Origin of the sequence: Amycolatopsis deserti, from assembly GCF_014653945.1 — a bacterium.
Taxonomy (GTDB): Bacteria; Actinomycetota; Actinomycetes; order Mycobacteriales; family Pseudonocardiaceae; genus Amycolatopsis_E; species Amycolatopsis_E deserti.
Map to the genome: position 1 here is coordinate 381,207 of NZ_BNAU01000005.1, position 18,902 is coordinate 400,108.

At 70.9% G+C, this 18,902-nt stretch carries 15 protein-coding genes and 1 tRNA gene; 9 read left to right on the plus strand and 7 right to left on the minus strand.

Features of this window, described 5'->3' with window-relative positions:
• Positions 1 to 424: 424 nt before the first annotated feature.
• Complete coding sequence (locus IE290_RS22910; protein WP_191246730.1) at positions 425 to 2,572, minus strand: glycoside hydrolase family 15 protein; 2,148 nt, start codon at positions 2,570 to 2,572, stop codon at positions 425 to 427.
• Positions 2,573 to 2,659: 87 nt separating this feature from the next.
• Positions 2,660 to 3,367, minus strand: coding sequence for an SAM-dependent methyltransferase (locus IE290_RS22915; protein WP_191246731.1), 708 nt, complete (start codon positions 3,365 to 3,367; stop codon positions 2,660 to 2,662).
• Positions 3,368 to 3,414: 47 nt separating this feature from the next.
• Between IE290_RS22915 and IE290_RS22920 the strand changes: the two genes are divergently transcribed.
• Complete coding sequence (locus IE290_RS22920) at positions 3,415 to 3,597, plus strand: hypothetical protein (protein ID WP_191246732.1); 183 nt, start codon at positions 3,415 to 3,417, stop codon at positions 3,595 to 3,597.
• Positions 3,598 to 3,642: 45 nt separating this feature from the next.
• Here the strand turns inward: IE290_RS22920 and IE290_RS22925 are convergent.
• From IE290_RS22925 to IE290_RS22935, 3 genes are all read right to left on the minus strand, one after another.
• Positions 3,643 to 3,714 (minus strand) — tRNA-Val (locus IE290_RS22925).
• A 43-nt stretch (positions 3,715 to 3,757) separates the two neighbouring features.
• On the minus strand, positions 3,758 to 4,222 hold the full coding sequence (locus tag IE290_RS22930; RefSeq protein WP_191246733.1) for a peroxiredoxin: 465 nt from the start codon (positions 4,220 to 4,222) through the stop codon (positions 3,758 to 3,760).
• A gap of 62 nt (positions 4,223 to 4,284) precedes the next feature.
• Positions 4,285 to 4,716: a DUF3052 domain-containing protein gene (locus IE290_RS22935; protein WP_191246734.1), complete on the minus strand. Its 432-nt coding sequence runs from the start codon at positions 4,714 to 4,716 to the stop codon at positions 4,285 to 4,287.
• 369 nt (positions 4,717 to 5,085) lie between these two features.
• Here IE290_RS22935 and aceE point away from each other — a divergent pair, with 369 nt between their 5' ends.
• From aceE to IE290_RS22950, 3 genes are all read left to right on the plus strand, one after another.
• Positions 5,086 to 7,893 carry a pyruvate dehydrogenase (acetyl-transferring), homodimeric type gene (gene aceE / locus IE290_RS22940; RefSeq protein WP_191246735.1) on the plus strand — a complete coding sequence of 936 codons (2,808 nt, stop codon included), beginning with the start codon at positions 5,086 to 5,088 and terminating at the stop codon, positions 7,891 to 7,893.
• A gap of 73 nt (positions 7,894 to 7,966) precedes the next feature.
• Entirely contained in the window at positions 7,967 to 9,178 is a 1,212-nt protein-coding gene (locus IE290_RS22945; RefSeq protein WP_191246736.1) for an alpha-hydroxy acid oxidase, read from the plus strand.
• A 273-nt stretch (positions 9,179 to 9,451) separates the two neighbouring features.
• Entirely contained in the window at positions 9,452 to 11,065 is a 1,614-nt protein-coding gene (locus tag IE290_RS22950; protein WP_191246737.1) for an L-lactate permease, read from the plus strand.
• On the opposite strand, the gene IE290_RS22955 is transcribed toward IE290_RS22950, so the two are convergent.
• On the minus strand, positions 11,046 to 11,675 hold the full coding sequence (locus IE290_RS22955; protein ID WP_191246738.1) for a nicotinamide mononucleotide transporter family protein: 630 nt from the start codon (positions 11,673 to 11,675) through the stop codon (positions 11,046 to 11,048). The two genes, IE290_RS22950 and IE290_RS22955, sit on opposite strands and share 20 nt — an antisense overlap.
• Before the next feature lie 246 nt (positions 11,676 to 11,921).
• Between IE290_RS22955 and IE290_RS22960 the strand changes: the two genes are divergently transcribed.
• The 5 genes from IE290_RS22960 to IE290_RS22980 all read left to right on the plus strand — a co-directional run bounded on the left by IE290_RS22960 (position 11,922) and on the right by IE290_RS22980 (position 17,189).
• Positions 11,922 to 13,133 carry a PucR family transcriptional regulator gene (locus IE290_RS22960; RefSeq protein WP_191246739.1) on the plus strand — a complete coding sequence of 404 codons (1,212 nt, stop codon included), beginning with the start codon at positions 11,922 to 11,924 and terminating at the stop codon, positions 13,131 to 13,133.
• A gap of 578 nt (positions 13,134 to 13,711) precedes the next feature.
• Entirely contained in the window at positions 13,712 to 14,617 is a 906-nt protein-coding gene (locus IE290_RS22965) for an ACP S-malonyltransferase (protein WP_191246740.1), read from the plus strand.
• Positions 14,614 to 15,591 (plus strand): beta-ketoacyl-ACP synthase III, encoded by a 978-nt coding sequence (locus tag IE290_RS22970; protein WP_191246741.1) that lies wholly within the window; start codon positions 14,614 to 14,616, stop codon positions 15,589 to 15,591. The genes IE290_RS22965 and IE290_RS22970 overlap by 4 nt, the downstream gene beginning before the upstream one ends.
• A 62-nt stretch (positions 15,592 to 15,653) precedes the next feature.
• On the plus strand, positions 15,654 to 15,899 hold the full coding sequence (locus IE290_RS22975; RefSeq protein WP_017984121.1) for an acyl carrier protein: 246 nt from the start codon (positions 15,654 to 15,656) through the stop codon (positions 15,897 to 15,899).
• Between the two features lie 42 nt (positions 15,900 to 15,941).
• Positions 15,942 to 17,189: a beta-ketoacyl-[acyl-carrier-protein] synthase family protein gene (locus IE290_RS22980; protein WP_191246742.1), complete on the plus strand. Its 1,248-nt coding sequence runs from the start codon at positions 15,942 to 15,944 to the stop codon at positions 17,187 to 17,189.
• 508 nt (positions 17,190 to 17,697) lie between these two features.
• Here IE290_RS22980 and IE290_RS22985 read toward each other — a convergent pair.
• The gene (locus IE290_RS22985; RefSeq protein ID WP_229874675.1) at positions 17,698 to 18,282 is read right to left on the minus strand and encodes a hypothetical protein; all 585 of its coding nucleotides are present in this window, start codon (positions 18,280 to 18,282) and stop codon (positions 17,698 to 17,700) included.
• Between the last annotated feature and the right edge of the window lie 620 nt (positions 18,283 to 18,902).

An 18,902-nucleotide genomic window follows, 5' to 3' on the forward strand; every position in this document is an offset into this window, starting at 1 on the left:
GATGACATGCCAACCTTGCGGCCCTGGCTCAAGGTGATATGCACAAACCGGAAGGCGACGGGATGACCACCCAGCGACCACCTCGACAAGGTGACGGGCGTGCTTTTCCGTCATCCCGGAGCCTGCCCGTCCGGCGAGGACATCTCTTGATCTTTAAACCGGCGCCGCCTTCGGCAGGCGAAGAGTCCGCCCTACGGGCGGAGAGCGCCTACGGCGCCGAAGGTCACCTTACGACCACCCCCGCCCCCGCTCCTTGAGTGTGTTTCAGTCGCCGAGCAGGCGTGTCAAGGCGGGAAAGAGTACCTTGACACGCCTGATCGGCGACCAAAGATCGGCTGTGGATCGGGGGCGGGGGAGGTCTGGTTGGGGTAGTCGCTTCCTTTTCGTTGCCGGCTTGCGGTTTCGGGGGTTGGGGGTGGCTCCCCTACCCCAAATACTGCTCCCCCACCACATCCGGATACTCCACCGGCCGTCCCCGCGCCACGGACCACGCCAGCCGCACGTACTGGGCGTGCGTCCAGGCCAGCGGGGTCGCCGAGGCGGTCGACGTTCCGGGTCGCACGGCGGGGTACGGCGGGTTCCGGTCCCACACCTGCTCCGGCAGCAACCCCGTCTCCCCGGCGCACGCCGCCATGTCCCGCAACCGCCCGGCTGCCGCGTCCCGGTCGCCGGCCAGTAGTTCGTACTCGCCACGCTCGCCGGCGAAGATCGGCCACAACCGTCCGTACGTCCGCAGCAGCTCGGGCCGGTTCACGTTCCACGGTCCGCCATCGGCCTGTTCGCCGTAGCCGTCGCCGGAATACCGGTGCCAGTGCCGGCCCGAGGGCGTCACCGTGGAGATCCGCTCGTCGACCACCGCGAGCGAGTTCAGCACCACCGGGTCCTCCGGCGACCGTATCCCGAGCCGCACCAGCTCGAGAAAACCCGCGTCGACGACCGCTCGCTGGTCGGCCGGGTCCGGGTTGTTGTTGCCCAGGTTGTAGGTGGTCCCGGCGTTCGGGTCGCCGTCCTTGGTGAGCCGCACGAAGTACGGGCGCGGCGCGTACGGCCCGGTCGACGTGACCGTCCAGCCGTCGACCGCCGCGCGCCACCGGTCCGCCGCGTCCAGGAACCGGGCGGGGTCGCGTCCCGTACGCCGCATCAGGTCGGCCAGGCACACCAGCCCGGCGATCACGGACGCGATCGTCGACGGCGAGTACCCGCTCTGCTCCTCCCACCGCTCCTGCTCGGTGTACGGTGACGGGTACCCGTCCTCGGCGTAGGACAACAGGAAGTCCCCACCGCGCACCAGACTGTCCACAGTGGCCGGATCGTCCCGGCCGAGCAGCCAGGCCAGCAGCATCGGCGCGGCGGTCTCGTCGAGCTGGATCGACGTCCAGAACGGCTCCCCCGACACCTTCGTGTTCTGCGGCCAGTGCCCGTCCGCCTGCTGGATCCGCAGCAGGTAGTCCAGCGCCCGCTCGGCCGCCGCGCGATCCCCGGCGGCGAGCATCCCCGTCGCGATCTGGTACAGGTCCCGCGGCCACACCAGGTGGTAGGACCCGTACTCCGGCGCCACCGCCCGGTCGAACCCGAACGCCCACGGCATCGACGGCGACGCGATGAACGCCCCCGGGTTCCGCTTGTCCTCGCTGCACGCCAGCGCCACCACGGACGTCGCGTAGATCCGCCGGTCCGCACCCTCCGGCGCGGCGGGCAGACCACGCAGGTACTCCCGCCACCCCGCGGCGTACGCCGACGCGGCGGATCCGAAGCCCCGGGCCAGCGAACCGCGCGCCGCACGCACCGCGGCGTCCCCGTTCGCCCCGAAGCCCAGCGCGACCAGCTCCCGCGTCCGCGAAGTGCCGTCGAGGCGCAACCGCCCCAGCTGGACGACGTTGCCCGGCCCGGCCGTCGCGTAGCGCTGCGCCAGACGACCCCGGCCGGCCACCAGCTGGGTCCAGCCGTCGTTGACCCCGGCGTACCCGACCGTCGACTCGGTGAACCCGCCACGCGCGAGCAGGGCGCTGGCGGTCGAGCCGTTCGACGCCACCAGCGCCCCGGCCTGCGGGAAGGCACGGTCGGCGGTGCCGTCCCCGCCCAGCGCCGGATCGTGCAGCAGGTACACCCGCAACGGGCGCCGCGACCGGAACTCGACGTCGACCAGGACGGAATCGGCGTCCGGATCGGTGACGTACCGGGTCGTCAGCGTCCACCCGGTGCCACGGGCCGTCTGCCGGTACGCGGGCACGTCGGCGTCCGGCAGCTCGGTGCGGTGCTCGACGTCCGACACCCGCTCCACAAAGGACTCACCGTCGGTGACCACGATCTGGGTCTCGCGGCTCGCCGGGGTGCTCAGGTCCGGGTGGTAGACCTCGGAGAGCCGCCCGTCCTGCAGGGTGAACCAGACCGGGCTGGCCGAGCGGGCCGTGCCGAAGCCGGTCTTGTCCGCCGGGGTGAAGGTGGTGTCGGCACCCGGCCCGCCCGGCGCCGCACCGGCCTGACCCGCGCTCGCGGGCACGGCCGGTGCCGCCACCGCCGTCGCCCCGACGAGCGCCGCGGCTCGCAGGAAATCCCGCCTCGAGGTAGTCATCGTCGACCGCCCACAACCTGATGCCCGACCTCGCCAACATCTACCAGCGCCGCCGGAGGCAGGAAAGGGGCCGATGGTCGGGGGTGGTCAGCCGGCGGGCGTGAGGACCAGCGTGAGGAAGCCGAAGCAGTCCCGGTAGACGCGCAGCCACTCGTTGCGGTGCTCGGTCGCGGTGGCCAGCTGGCCGGGCGCTCGTTCGGCGAGCGAACCGGTCCAGTTCCACTCGTAGTCGTCCAGTTCGTGGCGGGTGCTGATGTGGCCGTAGACCGGCACCCAGCCGTCGGCGGTGACGGTGTCGACGGTGGTGGGCAGGTCCGCGAGGTCGCCCAGGATTTCGACGGCCGCCGGGCTCGGGTCGCGTTCCCAGTACCCGTCGCCGACGAGGACGCGTCCGCCGGGCGCGAGGACCTTCCGGGCCGCCGCGAGGGCCGGGAGGAGGCCGCCGAAGACGTGCGTGGAGCCGACGCAGAGCACGAGGTCGGGCGGCTGGTCCGGGGTGAAGGCGGCAGCGTCCTGCTCGTGGAGTGTCAAGCGGTCGGCGAGGCCGCGTTGTGCGGCCTCCCGCCGGGCGTGGTCGAGGGCGGCCTCCGAGACGTCCACGCCTTCCGCGGTCGCGTCGGGGGCGAGTGCGAGGGCGCGCAAGAGCCACTCCCCGCCACCGCAACCGAGGTCGAGGATGTGCTCGTCGCCACGCGGCAGGGCGCGGTTGAGCAGCGCGGTCACCGCGGCGTCGCCGAGGGGCGCCGCGATGGGATGGTCAGCGTGCGCGAGGCGCGAGATGAGGTCACGTTCCACGGGCGGCAGCCTGCCCGCCCGGCGCCCACAGCGCACCCGGATTTCCGATGACTAGCCACCCACCCGGAGCGACTACCGAGCCCGCGGTCGGCGTGCAGGCACTCCTCGGCGCGATGCTCGCCGTGGCGGTGGTCGGCGTGGCCGGGGTCACCGTCATGGCTGTGATCCCCGGGGCCGCCGCTGGGACCGGCCTGAACCCCGGCCCGGAACGCCACCATTCGGCCGAATGAGGTGAGCCCGCTGGCCGGCGCGAACCGGGAAACCAACCGTGTGGGTGGGCGCAGCAGGGTTCGAACCTGCGACCCCCTCCTTGTAAGGGAGGTGCTCTTCCGCTGAGCTATGCGCCCTCGAACCGGCGGCGCCCCGCCCGGGGCACCGCCGGCGCAAGACTCATTCCGGCAGCTCGGCCACCGCTCGCTTCCAGGCGAGCTGGTCGCGCGGCTCGCCCGGCTGGTTGACCTCGGCGTAGCGCACCACGCCGCTCTTGTCGATCAGGAAGGTGCCCCGGTTGGCCAGCCCGGCACCCTCGTTGAACACGCCGTACAGCTTGGCGACCTCACCGTGCGGCCAGAAGTCCGACAGCAGCGGGAACTGATAGCCCTGCTGCTCGGCCCACGCCTTGAGCGAGAACGGTGTGTCGACCGACACACCGAGCACCTGGACGCCCTGGCCGTCGTACTCGGCGAACTCGTCGCGCAGCTGGCAGAGCTCGCCCTGGCAGATCCCGCTGAACGCGAACGGGTAGAAGACCAGCAGGACCGGCTTGTCGCCCTGGAACGACGACAGCGTCACCGGCTGCTTGTTGTAGTCGTTCAGGGTGAAATCCGGAGCAGCTGAACCGACCTCGACCGCCATCGAAGCACCTTTCGCATCGCCAACGTTGCACTTGCCGCACGCCCACCTTAGCGTGCGGCCGTTCAGCGCTGCTTCGACTTGGTCTTCGGCGGCACCAGCTTGGTCCCGGCCCAGTTCGGGCCGACGCTGATGTTCGACGTCTGCGCGAGGCCCACGGTGGGCACCGCCTCGGCGATCTCACTCGGTTCCACGTGCCCGGGCTGCCCGGTCTTGGGCGTGAGCACCCAGATGAAACCGTTCTCGTCGAGCGGCGACCGCGCGTCCATGATCGCGTCGACCAGGTCCCCGTCGTCCTCCCGCCACCAGAGCAGAACCACGTCGATGACCTCGTCGGCGTCCTCGTCGAGGAGATCGCCGCCGATATGTTCTTCGATCGCGGCACGCAGGTCGTCGTCGACGTCCTCGTCCCACCCGATCTCCTGAACAACCATGTCCGGCTTGATGCCAAGCCTCTCGGCGACGCTGCTGTACTCAGCGTCTCCAGCGGCGACCACTGCTGTCACTCCTCCAACTCACGACGCGGGCGGCACAGCGCCGCCGCACTCGACATACGGATGGGTGTAGCGAACACGCCCGGAGCCTCCGGCGCAACCGTCCACACCGGATCTCTCTCAACTCGTAGCGCAGCGTAGGGCCCCTCGGGATGTGTTCGCGACCGCAAAACGACCCTCGGCGGGACCCGTCCGGGCCTACCTGGCCTAGGGTAGGCATAACGCGCGCGCGTGCGCGCGCGGATTTAGGTGAACGTTACCGCTCAGTAGCGATGACGGGAAGCCCGGACTAGACGACCATGACAGAGAGGGCACGGCCAGACTGAGGCATCCGTGTCCCGCACGCGAAGTGACAACCGGCGAGGAGATCCCTTGGCCCCCCAGAACGACCAGGCCGCAGGCACCGGCGCCAGCACCGATCGGGCCCCGGCCCGGGTCCGCGTCATCCGTGACGGATTGGCGGCCCACCTGCCCGACATCGACCCCGAGGAGACAGCCGAGTGGCTGGACTCGTTCGACGAGGCTCTCGCCCGGGGCGGCCAGCAGCGGGCTCGCTACCTGATGCTGCGGATCCTGGAACGCGCCCGCGAGCGCAACGTCGGTGTCCCGCCGCTGACCGCGACGGACTACGTCAACACCATCCCCACGGAGAACGAGCCGTGGTTCCCGGGCGACGAGGAGATCGAGCGCCGCTACCGGGCCTACATCCGCTGGAACGCGGCCATCATGGTGCACCGGGCGCAGCGCCCCGGCGTCAGCGTCGGTGGCCACATCTCCACCTACGCGTCGTCGGCGGCGCTGTACGAGGTCGGGTTCAACCACTTCTTCCGCGGCAAGGACCACTCCGGCGGCGGTGACCACGTCTTCATCCAGGGCCACGCCTCCCCGGGCATCTACGCCCGCGCCTACCTGGAGGGCCGGCTGTCCGAGCAGCAGCTCGACGGGTTCCGGCAGGAGCTGTCGCACGCGGGCGAGGGCGGCGGCCTGCCGTCGTACCCGCACCCGCGGCTGATGCCGTCGTTCTGGGAGTACCCGACGGTGTCGATGGGCCTCGGCCCGATGAACGCGATCTACCAGGCCCGGTTCAACCGGTACCTGCGCGACCGCGGCATCAAGGACACCTCCGACCAGCACGTGTGGGCGTTCCTGGGCGACGGCGAGATGGACGAGCCGGAGTCGCGGGGCCTCATCCACGTGGCCGCCGGCGAGGGCCTGGACAACCTGACCTTCGTGATCAACTGCAACCTGCAGCGGCTCGACGGCCCGGTGCGCGGCAACGGCAAGATCATCCAGGAGCTCGAGGCGTACTTCCGCGGCGCGGGCTGGAACGTGATCAAGGTCATCTGGGGTCGCGAGTGGGACGCGCTGCTGCACGCCGACCGCGACGGCGCGCTGGTCAACCTGATGAACGTCACGCCGGACGGTGACTACCAGACCTACAAGGCCAACGACGGCGCCTACGTCCGCGAGCACTTCTTCGGGCGCGATCCGCGCACGAAGGACCTGGTCAAGGACCTGACCGACGCGGAGATCTGGAACCTCAAGCGGGGTGGCCACGACTACCGCAAGGTGTACGCGGCGTACAAGGCGGCCATGGAGCACCACGGCCAGCCGACCGTGATCCTGGCCCACACCATCAAGGGTTACGGCCTGGGCCCGGCGTTCGAGGGCCGCAACGCGACGCACCAGATGAAGAAGCTCACCCTCGACGACCTGAAGCTGTTCCGGGACGCGCAGCGCATCCCGATCAGCGACGAGGAGCTGGAGCGCGACCCGAAGCTGCCGCCGTACTACCACCCGGGCGCGAACTCGCCCGAGATCGAGTACATGATCGGCCGCCGCAAGACCCTCGGCGGGTTCGTGCCGGAGCGGCGCAACCGGGCCAAGCCGCTGGTGCTTCCGGGTGACAAGGTGTACGAGGCCATCCGTAAGGGCTCGGGCAAGCAGGAGGTCGCCACCACGATGGCGTTCGTCCGGCTGGTGCGCGAGCTGGCCAAGGACGGCGAGATCGGCAACCGGATCGTGCCGATCATCCCGGACGAGGCCCGCACGTTCGGCCTGGACTCGATGTTCCCGACGGCGAAGATCTACAACCCGCACGGGCAGACCTACACGTCGGTGGACGCCAACCTGATGCTGGCGTACAAGGAGTCCGAGCACGGCCAGCTGCTGCACGAGGGCATCAACGAGGCCGGGTCGACGTCGTCGTTCACCGCGGTGGGCACGTCCTACGCCACGCACGGCGAGCCGATGATCCCGATCTACATCTTCTACTCGATGTTCGGGTTCCAGCGCACCGGCGACGGCCTGTACGCGGCCGCCGACCAGATGGCGCGCGGGTTCGTGCTGGGCGCCACCGCCGGGCGCACCACGCTGACCGGTGAGGGCCTTCAGCACGCCGACGGGCATTCGCTGCTGCTGGCGCACACCAACCCGGCGGTGGTGGCCTACGACCCGGCGTGGTCGTTCGAGATCGCCCACATCGTCAAGGACGGCCTGCGCCGGATGTACGGCGAGGGCGGCCCGGAGGGCAACGGCGAGAACGTCTTCTACTACCTGACGATCTACAACGAGCCGTACCGGCAGCCCGCCGAGCCGGCGAACCTGGACGTCGAGGGCCTGCTCAAGGGCCTGTACCGGTACGCCGAGGCGCCGTCGGGCGACGGTCCGGAGGCGCAGATCCTGGTGTCCGGCGTGACGATGCCGGACGCGCTCAAGGCGCAGCAGATGCTCGCCGAGGAGTGGGGCGTGCGGGCGGCCGTGTGGTCGGCGACGTCGTGGTCGGAGCTGCGCCGCGAGGCGGTGGAGATCGACCGGGACAACCTGCTGCACCCGGGCGAGTCGCCGCGCGTGCCGTACGTGACGCAGGCCCTGTCCGATGCGTCCGGGCCGGTCGTGGCGGTGTCGGACTGGATGCGCGCGGTGCCCGACCTGATCCGCCCGTGGGTGCCGACCGACATGGTCACCCTGGGCACCGACGGGTTCGGCTTCTCCGACACGCGTCCGGCGGCGCGGCGGTTCTTCCTGGTCGACGCGGAGTCGATCACGGTCGCCACGCTGGCCGCGCTCGCCAAGCGCGGTGAGTTCGCGCAGGAGAAGGTGGCCGAGGCCGCGCGGAAGTACCGGATCGACGACGTGTCGGCCGCCGGTCCGCAGCTGAGCGACGCCGGGAACGCCTGATCTGTCCGTTCGCCGTGGAGGCCATCCCCGTCGCGGGGGTGGCCTCCACGGTTTCGTGCGCGAGGATGGTCCGATGACGCGACGCCGCCTGCCCAGGCCCAGTGAGCTGCAGCAGATCCTGCGACCGAAGCCGGTGAAGCTGAACCCGACCGACCGGCGCCTGTCGAACGCCCACACGATCGCCGACCTGCGCACCATCGCCCGCAAGCGGACGCCGCGGGCGGTGTTCGACTACACCGACGGCGCCGCGGAGCTGGAGGACAGCCTGCGCCGCGCCCGGCAGGTTTTCCGGAGTGTGGAGTTCCACCCCAACGTGCTCCGCGGGGTGTCCGATGTGGACACGAGTGTGGAGGTGCTCGGCGAGCACTCGGCGCTGCCGTTCGCGTTCGCGCCGACCGGTTTCACGCGGATGATGCACCACGAGGGCGAACGGGCGGTGGTCCGGGTGGCGCAACGGGAACGCATCCCGTACGCGCTGTCGACGATGGGCACCACGTCGATCGAGGACGTGGCGAAGGCCGCCCCGCACGCGCGGAAGTGGTTCCAGCTCTACGTGTGGCGCGATCACGCGGCGGGCGCGGAGCTGATGCGGCGGGCGGAGGAAAGCGGTTACGACACGCTGCTGCTGACGGTGGACACGCCGGTGGGCGGCGCGCGGATGCGGGACGTGCGCAACGGCCTGACCATCCCGCCGACGCTGACCCTGCGCACGTTCCTCGACGGCGCGATGCACCCGGCGTGGTGGTTCAACCTGCTCACCACCGAGCCGTTGCAGTTCGCGTCGTTCGCTTCGTGGGACGGCACGGTCGCGGAGCTGATCAACAGCCTCTTCGATCCGACGCTCAGTTTCGATGATCTGGCGTGGGTGCGGGAAACCTGGAAGGGCAAGCTGGTCGTCAAGGGAATCCAGAACCCGGACGACGCACGGGACGTGGTGAAGTACGGCGCGGACGCGGTGGTGCTGTCCAACCACGGCGGCCGCCAGCTCGACCGGGCGCCCACCCCACTGGAACTGCTCACCCCCACGCTGGACACCATCGGCGACGACGCGGAAGTCTGGGTGGACACGGGAATCCTGTCCGGAGGCGACATCGTGGCCGCCATGGCCCGCGGCGCCTCACTGTGCCTGATCGGAAGGGCGTACCTGTACGGCCTGATGGCCGGCGGCGAACGCGGCGTACAGCGGTGCGTGGACATCCTGCGACAGGAAATCACCCGCACCATGCAGTTGCTGGGCGTGCGCACGATCAGCGACCTACAACCAACCCACGCCACCCTCAGATAAAGAAACCGCCGGCCGGCAACGCAAAGCGCCCACCCCACGAGCCACCCCTCTCCCGCAACGCGATCCCCAGCCAAATCGGTTGCCGAGCAGTGAAAGATCGGGTTCGGGAGGGCACTCGATCGGGGCGTAGCGAAGCGAAGCCGGCGCAGTAGACACGCGCGTAGCACCATCTCGATCAGTGAAACGCCCCCCTTGACCACCCGCCCCCAAAACCGGACCATCCTCGACCACGCCAGCGGAACCAACCTTCCGCGATGTGGAATCGAGGTCGGCATGTTCGTCCAGGAACTCGCTCCGCTAGCCGGTTCGCTCGGCCTGTCCGCCCTGGTCGCGGCGCTCCCCCTGGGCACCGTCCTCGTCCTGCTGGGCGTGGTCCGGATGAAGGCCCACCAGGCCGGCCTGATCGGCCTCGCCGTCGCGCTCGTCGTCGCCGTCACGATCTTCGGCATGCCCGTCGGACAGGCCGTCTCCAGCGGCTTCCAGGGCGCCGCGTTCGGGCTGTTCCCCATCATGTGGATCGTCGTCAACGCGCTGTGGATCTACCGGATCACCGTGCGCACCGGCCATTTCGACGTGCTCCGGCGGTCGTTCGGCCGGGTCTCCGACGATCCGCGCATCCAGGCGTTGATCATCGCGTTCTGCTTCGGCGCGCTGATGGAGGCGCTGGCCGGCTTCGGGGCGCCGGTCGCGATCAGCTCGGTGATGCTCGTGGCGCTCGGGTTCACCCCGGTGCGCGCGGCGGTCGTCGCGCTGGTCGCCAACACCGCGCCGGTCGCGTTCGGCGCCATGGGCACCCCGGTCGTCACCCTCGCGCAGGTCACCGGGCTGCCGTTGGACACCGTCTCCTCGATCGTCGGCCGCCAGACGCCGATCCTCGCGTTGTTCGTGCCGCTGCTGCTGGTCTTCATCGTCGACGGGCGCCGCGGGCTGCGGGAAACGTGGCTGCCCGCGCTGGTGTGCGGCGTCGCGTTCGGGGTGGTGCAGTTCGCCGCCGCCAACTTCGTCTCCGCCCAGCTGGCCGACATCGGCGCCGCGCTCGCCGGTGCAGCGGCCCTCGTCGCGCTGCCCGCGGCTCGCAAACCGGCCCGCGAGGAGGTCCGGACCTCCGTGCTGACCGGCGTCGCCACCGAAACGCTGGACGGGCCGGAGGACCGCGGCGAGGTGGTCCGCGCCTACCTGCCGTACGCGCTGATCATCGGAATCTTCTCGATCGGCCAGCTGCCGCCGGTCAAGCGACTGCTCGACGCGGCCACCTGGAAGTTCGACTGGCCCGCCCTGTCGGTGGCGAACTCGGCGGGCAAGCCGGTCTCCGGCAACACGTTCTCCTTGCCGTTCCTGAGCACCGGCGGCACGCTGGTGCTGATCGCGGGCGTCCTGACCGCGGTGTTCCTGCGGGTCCGGGCGCGCGACGCGGTGCGCGAGTGGGGCGGCACGGTGCACGAGCTGCGGTTCGCGATCCTCACCGTGACCAGCGTGCTCGCCCTGGCCTACGTGATGAACCTGTCCGGCCAGGCCACGACGATCGGCTACTTCATCGCCGGCGCCGGCGCGGGCCTGGCGTTCCTGTCACCCGTGCTCGGGTGGTTCGGCGTGGCGGTCTCCGGCTCGGACACCTCGGCCAACGCGCTGTTCGGCGCGCTCCAGGTGACCGCGGCGCACCAGGCCGGGCTGTCCCCCGAGCTGCTGGCCGCGGCCAACTCCTCGGGCGGCGTGCTGGGCAAGATGATCTCGCCGCAGAACCTCAGCATCGCGTGCGCCGCGGCGATGCTGCCCGGCGAGGAGGGCACCCTGTTGCGCAAGGTGCTGCCGTGGAGCCTGGGGCTGCTGTTCGTGATGTGCCTGATCGTGGTCGCCCAGGCGAGCTTCCTCAGCGGGATGCTGCCGTGAGCGCCGGGCGCCGGACGGCGGCCCGGTGCCAGCTCCACCAGCCGTGCACGACCAGGACGGCGAACACCAGGTAGACCGCCGCGGAGAAGTACAGGCCCGAGGAGATCTGCAGCGGCACGCCGATCGCGTCGACGACCAGCCACACCAGCCAGAACTCGACCAGACCGCGGCCCTGCGCGGCGAAGGCGACCAGCGTGCCGATGAAGATCGCCGCGTCCGGCCACGGCGCCCACGACGCGTCCAGCGCGTCCAGCACCAGCGCCATCGCCACGGTGCCGGCCACGAACGCCCCGGCCATCACGAGCCGTTCCACGGCCCGGCCGCTGCGCACGACCACCCCGTACACCGGGTCGCGGCGCCGGGTCCAGGCCCACCAGCCGTACACCGAGATCAGCAGGATCGCGACCTGCCGGGCCGCGAGCCCGCCCAGGTGCGCGGAGGCGTAGACGGCGAACAGCAGCACCGTCGCCCCGACCTGCACCGGCCAGGTCCACAGCGTGCGCCGCTGCGCCAGGAAGACCACGGCGAGCGCGCACAGCTGGCCGACCAGCTCCGCGATGGAGATCCACTGCCCGAAAACAGACAAACCGTGCTGCAACAGAACGTGCATGGCGCCTCCCGTCTGCCGCATCAACCTGCCACAAGCCGCGGTGATTCCCTCACCCGCAGTGAGCCCCGCAACATCATCGGAAAATTACTTGCACGATCGAGTGAGAACACTGGCGGAAAAATATCCACAAGGTCCATAGTGGACCTACCGGTGGGGACCGGGGAGATGAGGCCGCCCGGCGCTGCGAGAACCGCGTGCGCCGGGCGGCCTCGCGTTTACCGGGCAGCCGGTTAGAGTCGGTTCACGATGACCCAGACCAACAGCAGAAGGCCGGCCAAGCACCACGGCCTCTCCGCGAAGACGCTGCGCAGGCTGGAGCGCGCCTCCGGACGCCTCGCCTCGGCCAGCGTCGCCGCGATGGAGCAGCGGCTGCCGTGGTTCGGGCGTCTGCCCGCCGAGCAGCGGGCCAGCATCCTGCTGATCACCCAGACCGGCGCGGCCGGGTTCGTCGACTGGCTGCGCGACTCGCAGGAGGCGCTCAAGCTCACCACCGACGCCTTCCGCGGCGCCCCGGAGGACCTGTCGCGCTGGATCAGCCTGCGGCAGGCGGTCGGGCTGGTGCGGCTGGCGATCGAGGTGTTCGAGGAGCAGCTGCCGGAGTTCGCCGCCACCGAGGCCGAGCACGCGGCGCTCATCGAGGGCATCCTCCGCTACGGCCGGGAGATCGCCTTCGCGACGGCCAACTCCTACGCCGCGGCCGCGGAGGCCCGGGGCGCGTGGGACGCCCGGCTGGAGGCGCTGGTCGTGGACGGCATCGTCCGCGGCGACGCCGAGGAGGCGGTGCTGTCGCGGGCGGCGGCGCTGGGGTGGGAGCCCTCGGCGATGGCGACCGTGCTGGCCGGCCGCCCGCCCTCGGACGACCCGCCGAGCGTGGTGTTCGAGGTGCGGCGCCTGGCCGCCCGGCTGGGGCGCCCGGTGCTGCTGAGCGTCCAGGGGTCGCGGCTGATCGTCGTGGCGGGCGGGCCGACCGAGGGGGACGCCAAGCAGAAGGAGGTGCTCGGCAAGCTGGCCGGCGCGTTCGGCGAGGGGCCCGTGGTGGCCGGTCCGACGGTGGACAGCCTGGCCGAGGCGCACCGCAGCGCGGCCGAGGCGCTGTCGGGGTTGCGCGCGGTGGTGGGCTGGCCGGGGGCGCCGCGGCCGGTGCGGTCGTCGGACCTGCTGCCCGAGCGCGCGCTGTCCGGCGACGCCGAAGCCGAGCGGCTGCTGATCGAGGAGATCGCGCAGCCGCTGGAGGCCGCGGGCCCGACGATGCTGCAGACAGTGGACGAGTACTTGGAGTCCGGCGGGGTGCTGGAGACGTGCGCGAAGAAGCTGTTCGTGCACCCCAACACGGTGCGCTACCGCCTGCGCCGGGCGGCCGAGCTGACCGGCCGCAACGCCACCGAGCCGCGCGACGCCCTGGTGCTGCGGGTGGCACTGACGGTGGGCCGGCTGGCCCGGGCGCGCGGCCTCTGGTGAGGTTCGCGCGCCCGGCTCGAGGGCAGGGGCGCCCGCGCAACGCCACGCAAAAACGGGGCGCACCGCGAGACTGCCGCGCTGAGGCGCGCGCCGCTTCGCGCCCCGCCTCGCCCCCCCCGCTCGCTGATACACGCCCGGCAACTCGCCCCGCCCACCACCGACGCGCCGCGCCCGCCACTCGGCCTCTGCCCGCCCTACCCGAGGCGCCACCCCGGCCAGCCACCGCATCCACCAACCCACCAACCCGCCAGCCCACCGCGTCGCAGCTCCGGTGGCAGAGCCGCGGGCAGTGCGGGTCGGCCGCGGGCGCAGCTGCTTGTCGCCGGAGCCGCGCCGCAGCTCCGGCGACAAAGCCGCGTCGCACCCACCACCCCGCCGATCCGCCCGGCCCATCTGAGCACCTCGCCGCCCGCCTCCGGTGACCGGTCTCACTTCCGGCCTGCCCGGAACCGACAACACATCACCGCTGGAAGACGGCCTGCGGGTGCCATTTTTGTAGGGCTTCTACAAGATCGCCGCTCCGACTTGGTGACCGGCGGCATCCCGGGCCCGCCCGGGAAGCATGTTCCCTTAGAGGCGTGACAGCAGTGCTCGCTCCCGGACAGGGCTCCCAAGCGCCCGGCATGTTCTCCCCCTGGCTCGACCTCGACGGCGCCCGCGAGAAGCTCGCGCGCTGGTCCGAGCGCACCGGGCTCGACCTGGTCCACCTCGGGACCGAGGCCGACGCCGAGACCATCCAGGACACCGCGATCACGCAGCCGCTGATCGTCGCGCTCTCGCTGCTGGCCTTCGACTCCCTCGGCGACGTCCCGGACGACACCCCGGTCGCCGGGCACTCGGTCGGCGAGCTGGCGGCCGCCGCCGCGGCGGGTGTGCTCACCGCCGAGGACGCCGTGGCACTGGCCGCCGTCCGCGGCGCCGAGATGGCCAAGGCGTGCGCGATCGAGCCGACGTCCATGGCGGCCGTCATGCTGGGCGACCCGGACGAGGTCGTCGCCTGGCTGGAGGGCCACGGCCTGACCGCGGCGAACCGCAACGGCGCCGGCCAGATCGTCGCCTCCGGGGCCAAGGACGCGATCGAGCGCATCGTCGCCGAGCCCCTCGAGGGCACCAAGGTCCGGCCGCTCAAGGTCGCCGGCGCCTTCCACACCTCCTACATGGCCCCCGCCGAGGAGGCCCTGCGCGCGCACGCCGCGTCGATCACGCCGAAGGATCCGGTCCGCCCACTGCTGTCCAACGCCGACGGCACCGTCGTCAGCAGCGGCGCCGAGTACCTGGAGCGGCTGATCAAGCAGGTCACCCGCCCGGTCCGCTGGGACCTGACCATGGACGGCCTGGTCGAGCTGGGCGTCACGGCGACGGTCGAGCTGCCGCCCGCGGGCACCCTGACCGGTCTGGTCAAGCGCCAGCTCAAGGGCACGGTCACGCAGACCGTCGCGCTGAAGACCCCCACCGACCTGCCCGCCGCGAAGGAGATCCTGTGAGCCCGGTGTTGCGCCAGAAGCAGGGTCCGGCCGCCACCCGCATCCTGGGCGTCGGCAGCTACCAGCCGGACCGGGTCGTCACCAACGACGACCTGTCCCAGATCATGGACACCAACGACCAGTGGATCCGGGATCGGGTCGGCATCATCGAGCGCCGCTTCGCCGAGAAGGACGAGCTGCTGGTCGACATGGCGGTCAAGGCGGGCAACGCGGCGCTCGCCGACGCGGGCCTGCAGCCGTCCGAAGTGGACACCGTGATCGTGCCGAACTGCACGATGCCCGCGCCCATCCCGAACGCGGCCGGCCAGGTCGCCGACCGGATCGGCGTCAAGGCGGCCGGCGCGTTCGACCTCAACGCCGCGTGCGCCGGGTTCTGCTACGGCCTGGGCGTCGCCTCCGACCTGATCCGCGCCGGCTCGGCGGGCAAGGTGCTGGTGATCGGCGCGGAGAAGCTGACCGACGTGGTCGACCCGGTGGACCGGGCCAACGCGATCATCTTCGCCGACGGCGCGGGTGCCGCGGTGGTCGGACCGTCCGACGAGCCGGGCATCGGGCCGGTGTCGTGGGGCAGTGCCGGTGATCTGGTCGACACCATCTACATGCGCGACCACAAGTACATCTACCAGGAGGGCCAGTCGGTCTTCCGGTGGGCGACCACGCAGATCGCGCCGATCGCGCTGAAGGCGGTCGAGCTGGCCGGGCTGGAGCCGTCGGACATCGACGTGCTCATCCCGCACCAGGCGAACCTGCGGATCGTCGACGCGATCGCCAAGCGCCTGCGGGCCAAGGGCGCGCGGGAGGACCTCGTCGTCGCCGACGACATCAAGTTCTCCGGCAACACCTCGTCCGCGTCGATCCCGATGGCGCTGGACCACATGCGGAAAGCGGGCACCGTCAAATCGGGTGACGTCGTGCTGATGGTTGGATTCGGCGCGGGCCTGTCCTACGCCGGACAGGTCGTCATCTGCCCGTGATACCACTATCGCCGGCAGGCGCGGAGCCTGCCGGTATCAACCACCAGAAGGGAACAACCATCGTGGCGGACAAGCAGGAGATCCTCAGCGGCCTCGCGGAGATCGTCGAGGAGGTCGCGGGTGTCGCGCAGGACGACGTGAGCCTGGAGAAGTCCTTCGTCGACGACCTGGACATCGACTCGCTGTCGATGGTGGAGATCGCGGTGCAGGCCGAGGACAAGTTCGGGGTCAAGATCCCGGACGACGAGCTGGCCAACCTGAAGACCGTCGGCGACGCCGTGGACTACGTCGCCGCGAACGCCAAGTAAGCACGAGCTGAATTCTTCGTCTGAACCTCGGGGAGACTCCTCATGAGCAACATCGACGTCGTGATCACCGGGATCGGCGCGACGACGCCACTCGGCGGGGACGTCGCGTCCACGTGGGAGGGCTTGCTCGCCGGCCGCAGCGGCATCCGGCGGATCGAGGCCGACTGGGTCGAGAGGTTCGACCTGCCGGTCAAGATCGGCGCCACCCTCGCCGAGGATCCGGCGGAGAAGCTGCCGCGCGTGCAGGCGCGCCGGCTGGACCGGTGTGAGCAGATCGCGCTCATCGCGGCCCGGCAGGCGTGGGCCGACGCCGGTTTCCAGCAGCCCAGCGACGAGCACACCGACGTCGACCCGGACCGGCTCGGCGTCTCCATCGGCACCGGCATCGGCGGACCGCTGACGCTGCTGGCGATGGACGACCTGCTCGAGCAGGAGGGTCTGCGGAAGGTCTCGCCGCTGACCGTGCCGATGCTGATGCCGAACGGGCCCGCCGCGCACGTCGGCATCGACCTCAAAGCCAGGGCCGGGGTGCACTCGCCGGCGTCGGCGTGTGCCTCCGGTGCCGAGGGCATCGCCAACGGGTACCAGATGATCCAGAACGGGCGGGCCGACGTCGTGGTGGCGGGTGGTGCGGAGTCCTGCATCCACCCGATCACCGTGGCCGGTTTCGCGCAGGCCCGGACGGTGTCGACGCGCAACGACGAGCCCGAGCGCGCGTCGCGCCCGTTCGACGCCGACCGGGACGGGTTCGTGCTCGGTGAGGGCGCCGGGGTGGTCGTGCTGGAGCGGGCTGACCGCGCGAAGGCCCGCGGCGCGCGGATCTACGGGCGGCTGGCCGGGTACGGCATCACCTCGGACGCGCACCACATCACCGGCAACCACCCGGAGGGCATCGGGCAGATCGCCGCGATGGCGAACGCGATGACCATGGCGGGTCTGACGTCGGCGGACGTGGGGCACGTGAACGCCCACGCGACGTCCACGGTGGTGGGCGACATCGGCGAGGCCGCGGCCATTCGCAAGGCCGTCGGTGAGCACCCGGTGGTGACCGCGCCGAAGTCGGCGCTGGGGCACCTGGTGGGTGGCGCGGGCGCGGTCGAGGGGATCCTCACGCTGCTGTCGGTGTACCACGGCCTGGTGCCGCCGACGCTGAACCTGGAGAACCTGGACCCGAAGGTCGGACTGGACGTGGTGGCCGGCGAGCCGCGGAAGGTCGAACTGACCGCGGCGCTGAGCAACTCGTTCGGTTTCGGCGGCCACAACACGGCGCTGCTGTTCACCGGCGCGTGAGTTTCTGGTTCGTGGAGGACCCCGGCCTTGGTGGCCGGGGTTCTTTCTTTTGCGGGGTTCTCCGGCTCCGCGGTGGGATCGCGGTCGCCGGCGCTCTCTTCCGGAAGGAGTTGCTCTGGCCTGAAGAGCCGGGCGCCTGTCGCCCTGCTGCCGTCTCCTCCCCAGCCTCGGGCCGGCGCTCGCCCGCGCCCTCTGCCAGAAGCAGCCGCTCTCGCCTGAAGCGGCCGGGCGCTTATAGCCCCGCCACCGGCTCCTCCCGAGAAATAGCCACTCTCGCGCCTGCCCTCGCTTGCGCCCTCTCTCAGAAACAACCGCTCCCCTGAAGCAGCCCGGCGCCTGTCGCCCCGCCGCCTCTCGTCCCCAGAAACAACCACTCTCGCGCCCGCGCCCTCTGCCAGAAACAACCGCTTTCGCGGAAGCAGCCCGGCGCCAGTCGCCCTGCCGCCGACTCCTCCACAGAAACAACCACTCTCGCGCCAGCGCCCTCTTCCGGGACCCAGTCGCCTCGTCAGCAGCGGGACAGTTCGGGCGTGGTGGAGCCGGTGACGGTGTCGACCTTCCAGGCGCCGGATTCCAGGGTGAGCGGCAGCACGAGCCGCCAGTGCACGCAGGGTTCCGGGAGTTCGGCCGGGGCGTCCTTGATGTCCTGGGTGCTGGTGAAGCCGACCAGCGCGCGGAGCTCTTCGTCGGAGATCGGGTCGATCCGGTAGACGAGGATGCTGCCGTCCCGTGTCGTGCGGTAGTCGTTGAGCCAGGTGCTCTTCGGTTTGGCCTGGACGCGTTCCCGCGTGACGGCCGTTTTCCACAGCTCGTAGTCGCGGTTGTTGATCGAGTCGAAGTAGGTTTGGAGCAGCGCGCGGACCGTGCCGTTCTGCGGGTGCGCGGCGGCGTCCGGGGTGAGTTCGACGGTGCCCGGGCCGGGCTGCTGGGCGAGCGGCCGGGAGGTCGAAGACTGGGCGAGGATCGCGTCCGGGGCCGCTTCGGGCAGCCGGTACAGCTCGCGGGCCAGGAGACCGCCGCCGACCATGATCGACACCACCACGATGACGACGGGCACCAGCCATCGCGGCGGTGCTGCGGGAGGCGCCGGCATGGCTGTCACATCGGCAGCGTAGTAGTGATCGTTACCGAGTGCTGTCTCGCGTCGAGGGGCGCCGGTTGGGTTGGGCCGTTCCGGTGATCGGGCTGGTCTGATCCGGCGGATGGCTTCGACGTGTCGGCTGCTGCGGGTGGTCACTTCGCGGGTGGATGAACGGTCCATTCATCGCCGCGCGGTTGGGCATCTCGCGCGCCAGCGAAAGGCCCACTCGTACCCACACCACTGGGCGCCTCGCGCCGGGAAGGCGTGAACGGTCCATTCATCACCGCACGACTGGCGCACCCTCGTGGCGCAAGACATGAACGGTCCGTTCATCGCCGCACGGTTGGGCATCTCGCGCGCCAGCGAAAGGCCCACTCGTACCCACACGACTGCGCACCTCGCGACGGGCACGAATGAACGGTCCATTCATCGCCGCGCGGTTGGGCATCTCGCGCGCCAGCGAAAGGCCCACTCGTACCCACACCACTGGGCACCTCACGCCGGGAAGGCATGAACGGTCCATTCACCGCCGCTCGTCTGGGCGCCTCGAGCGAGGGGGAAGGCATGAATGGTCCGCTCACCGCCACGCGACTGGGCGCCTCGAGCGAGGGGCAAGACATGAACGGACCATT

Bases quoted from the DNA above. Each gene is read 5' to 3' on its own strand.
- IE290_RS22945 (WP_191246736.1), top strand. From the start codon at position 7,967: ATGACGCGACGCCGCCTGCCCAGGCCCAGTGAGCTGCAGCAGATCCTG.
- IE290_RS22955 (WP_191246738.1), bottom strand. From the start codon at position 11,675: ATGCACGTTCTGTTGCAGCACGGTTTGTCTGTTTTCGGGCAGTGGATC.
- IE290_RS22930 (WP_191246733.1), bottom strand. From the start codon at position 4,222: ATGGCGGTCGAGGTCGGTTCAGCTGCTCCGGATTTCACCCTGAACGAC.
- IE290_RS22985 (WP_229874675.1), bottom strand. From the start codon at position 18,282: ATGCCGGCGCCTCCCGCAGCACCGCCGCGATGGCTGGTGCCCGTCGTC.
- IE290_RS22960 (WP_191246739.1), top strand. From the start codon at position 11,922: ATGACCCAGACCAACAGCAGAAGGCCGGCCAAGCACCACGGCCTCTCC.
- IE290_RS22950 (WP_191246737.1), top strand. From the start codon at position 9,452: ATGTTCGTCCAGGAACTCGCTCCGCTAGCCGGTTCGCTCGGCCTGTCC.
- IE290_RS22920 (WP_191246732.1), top strand. From the start codon at position 3,415: ATGACTAGCCACCCACCCGGAGCGACTACCGAGCCCGCGGTCGGCGTG.
- IE290_RS22910 (WP_191246730.1), bottom strand. From the start codon at position 2,572: ATGACTACCTCGAGGCGGGATTTCCTGCGAGCCGCGGCGCTCGTCGGG.
- IE290_RS22980 (WP_191246742.1), top strand. From the start codon at position 15,942: ATGAGCAACATCGACGTCGTGATCACCGGGATCGGCGCGACGACGCCA.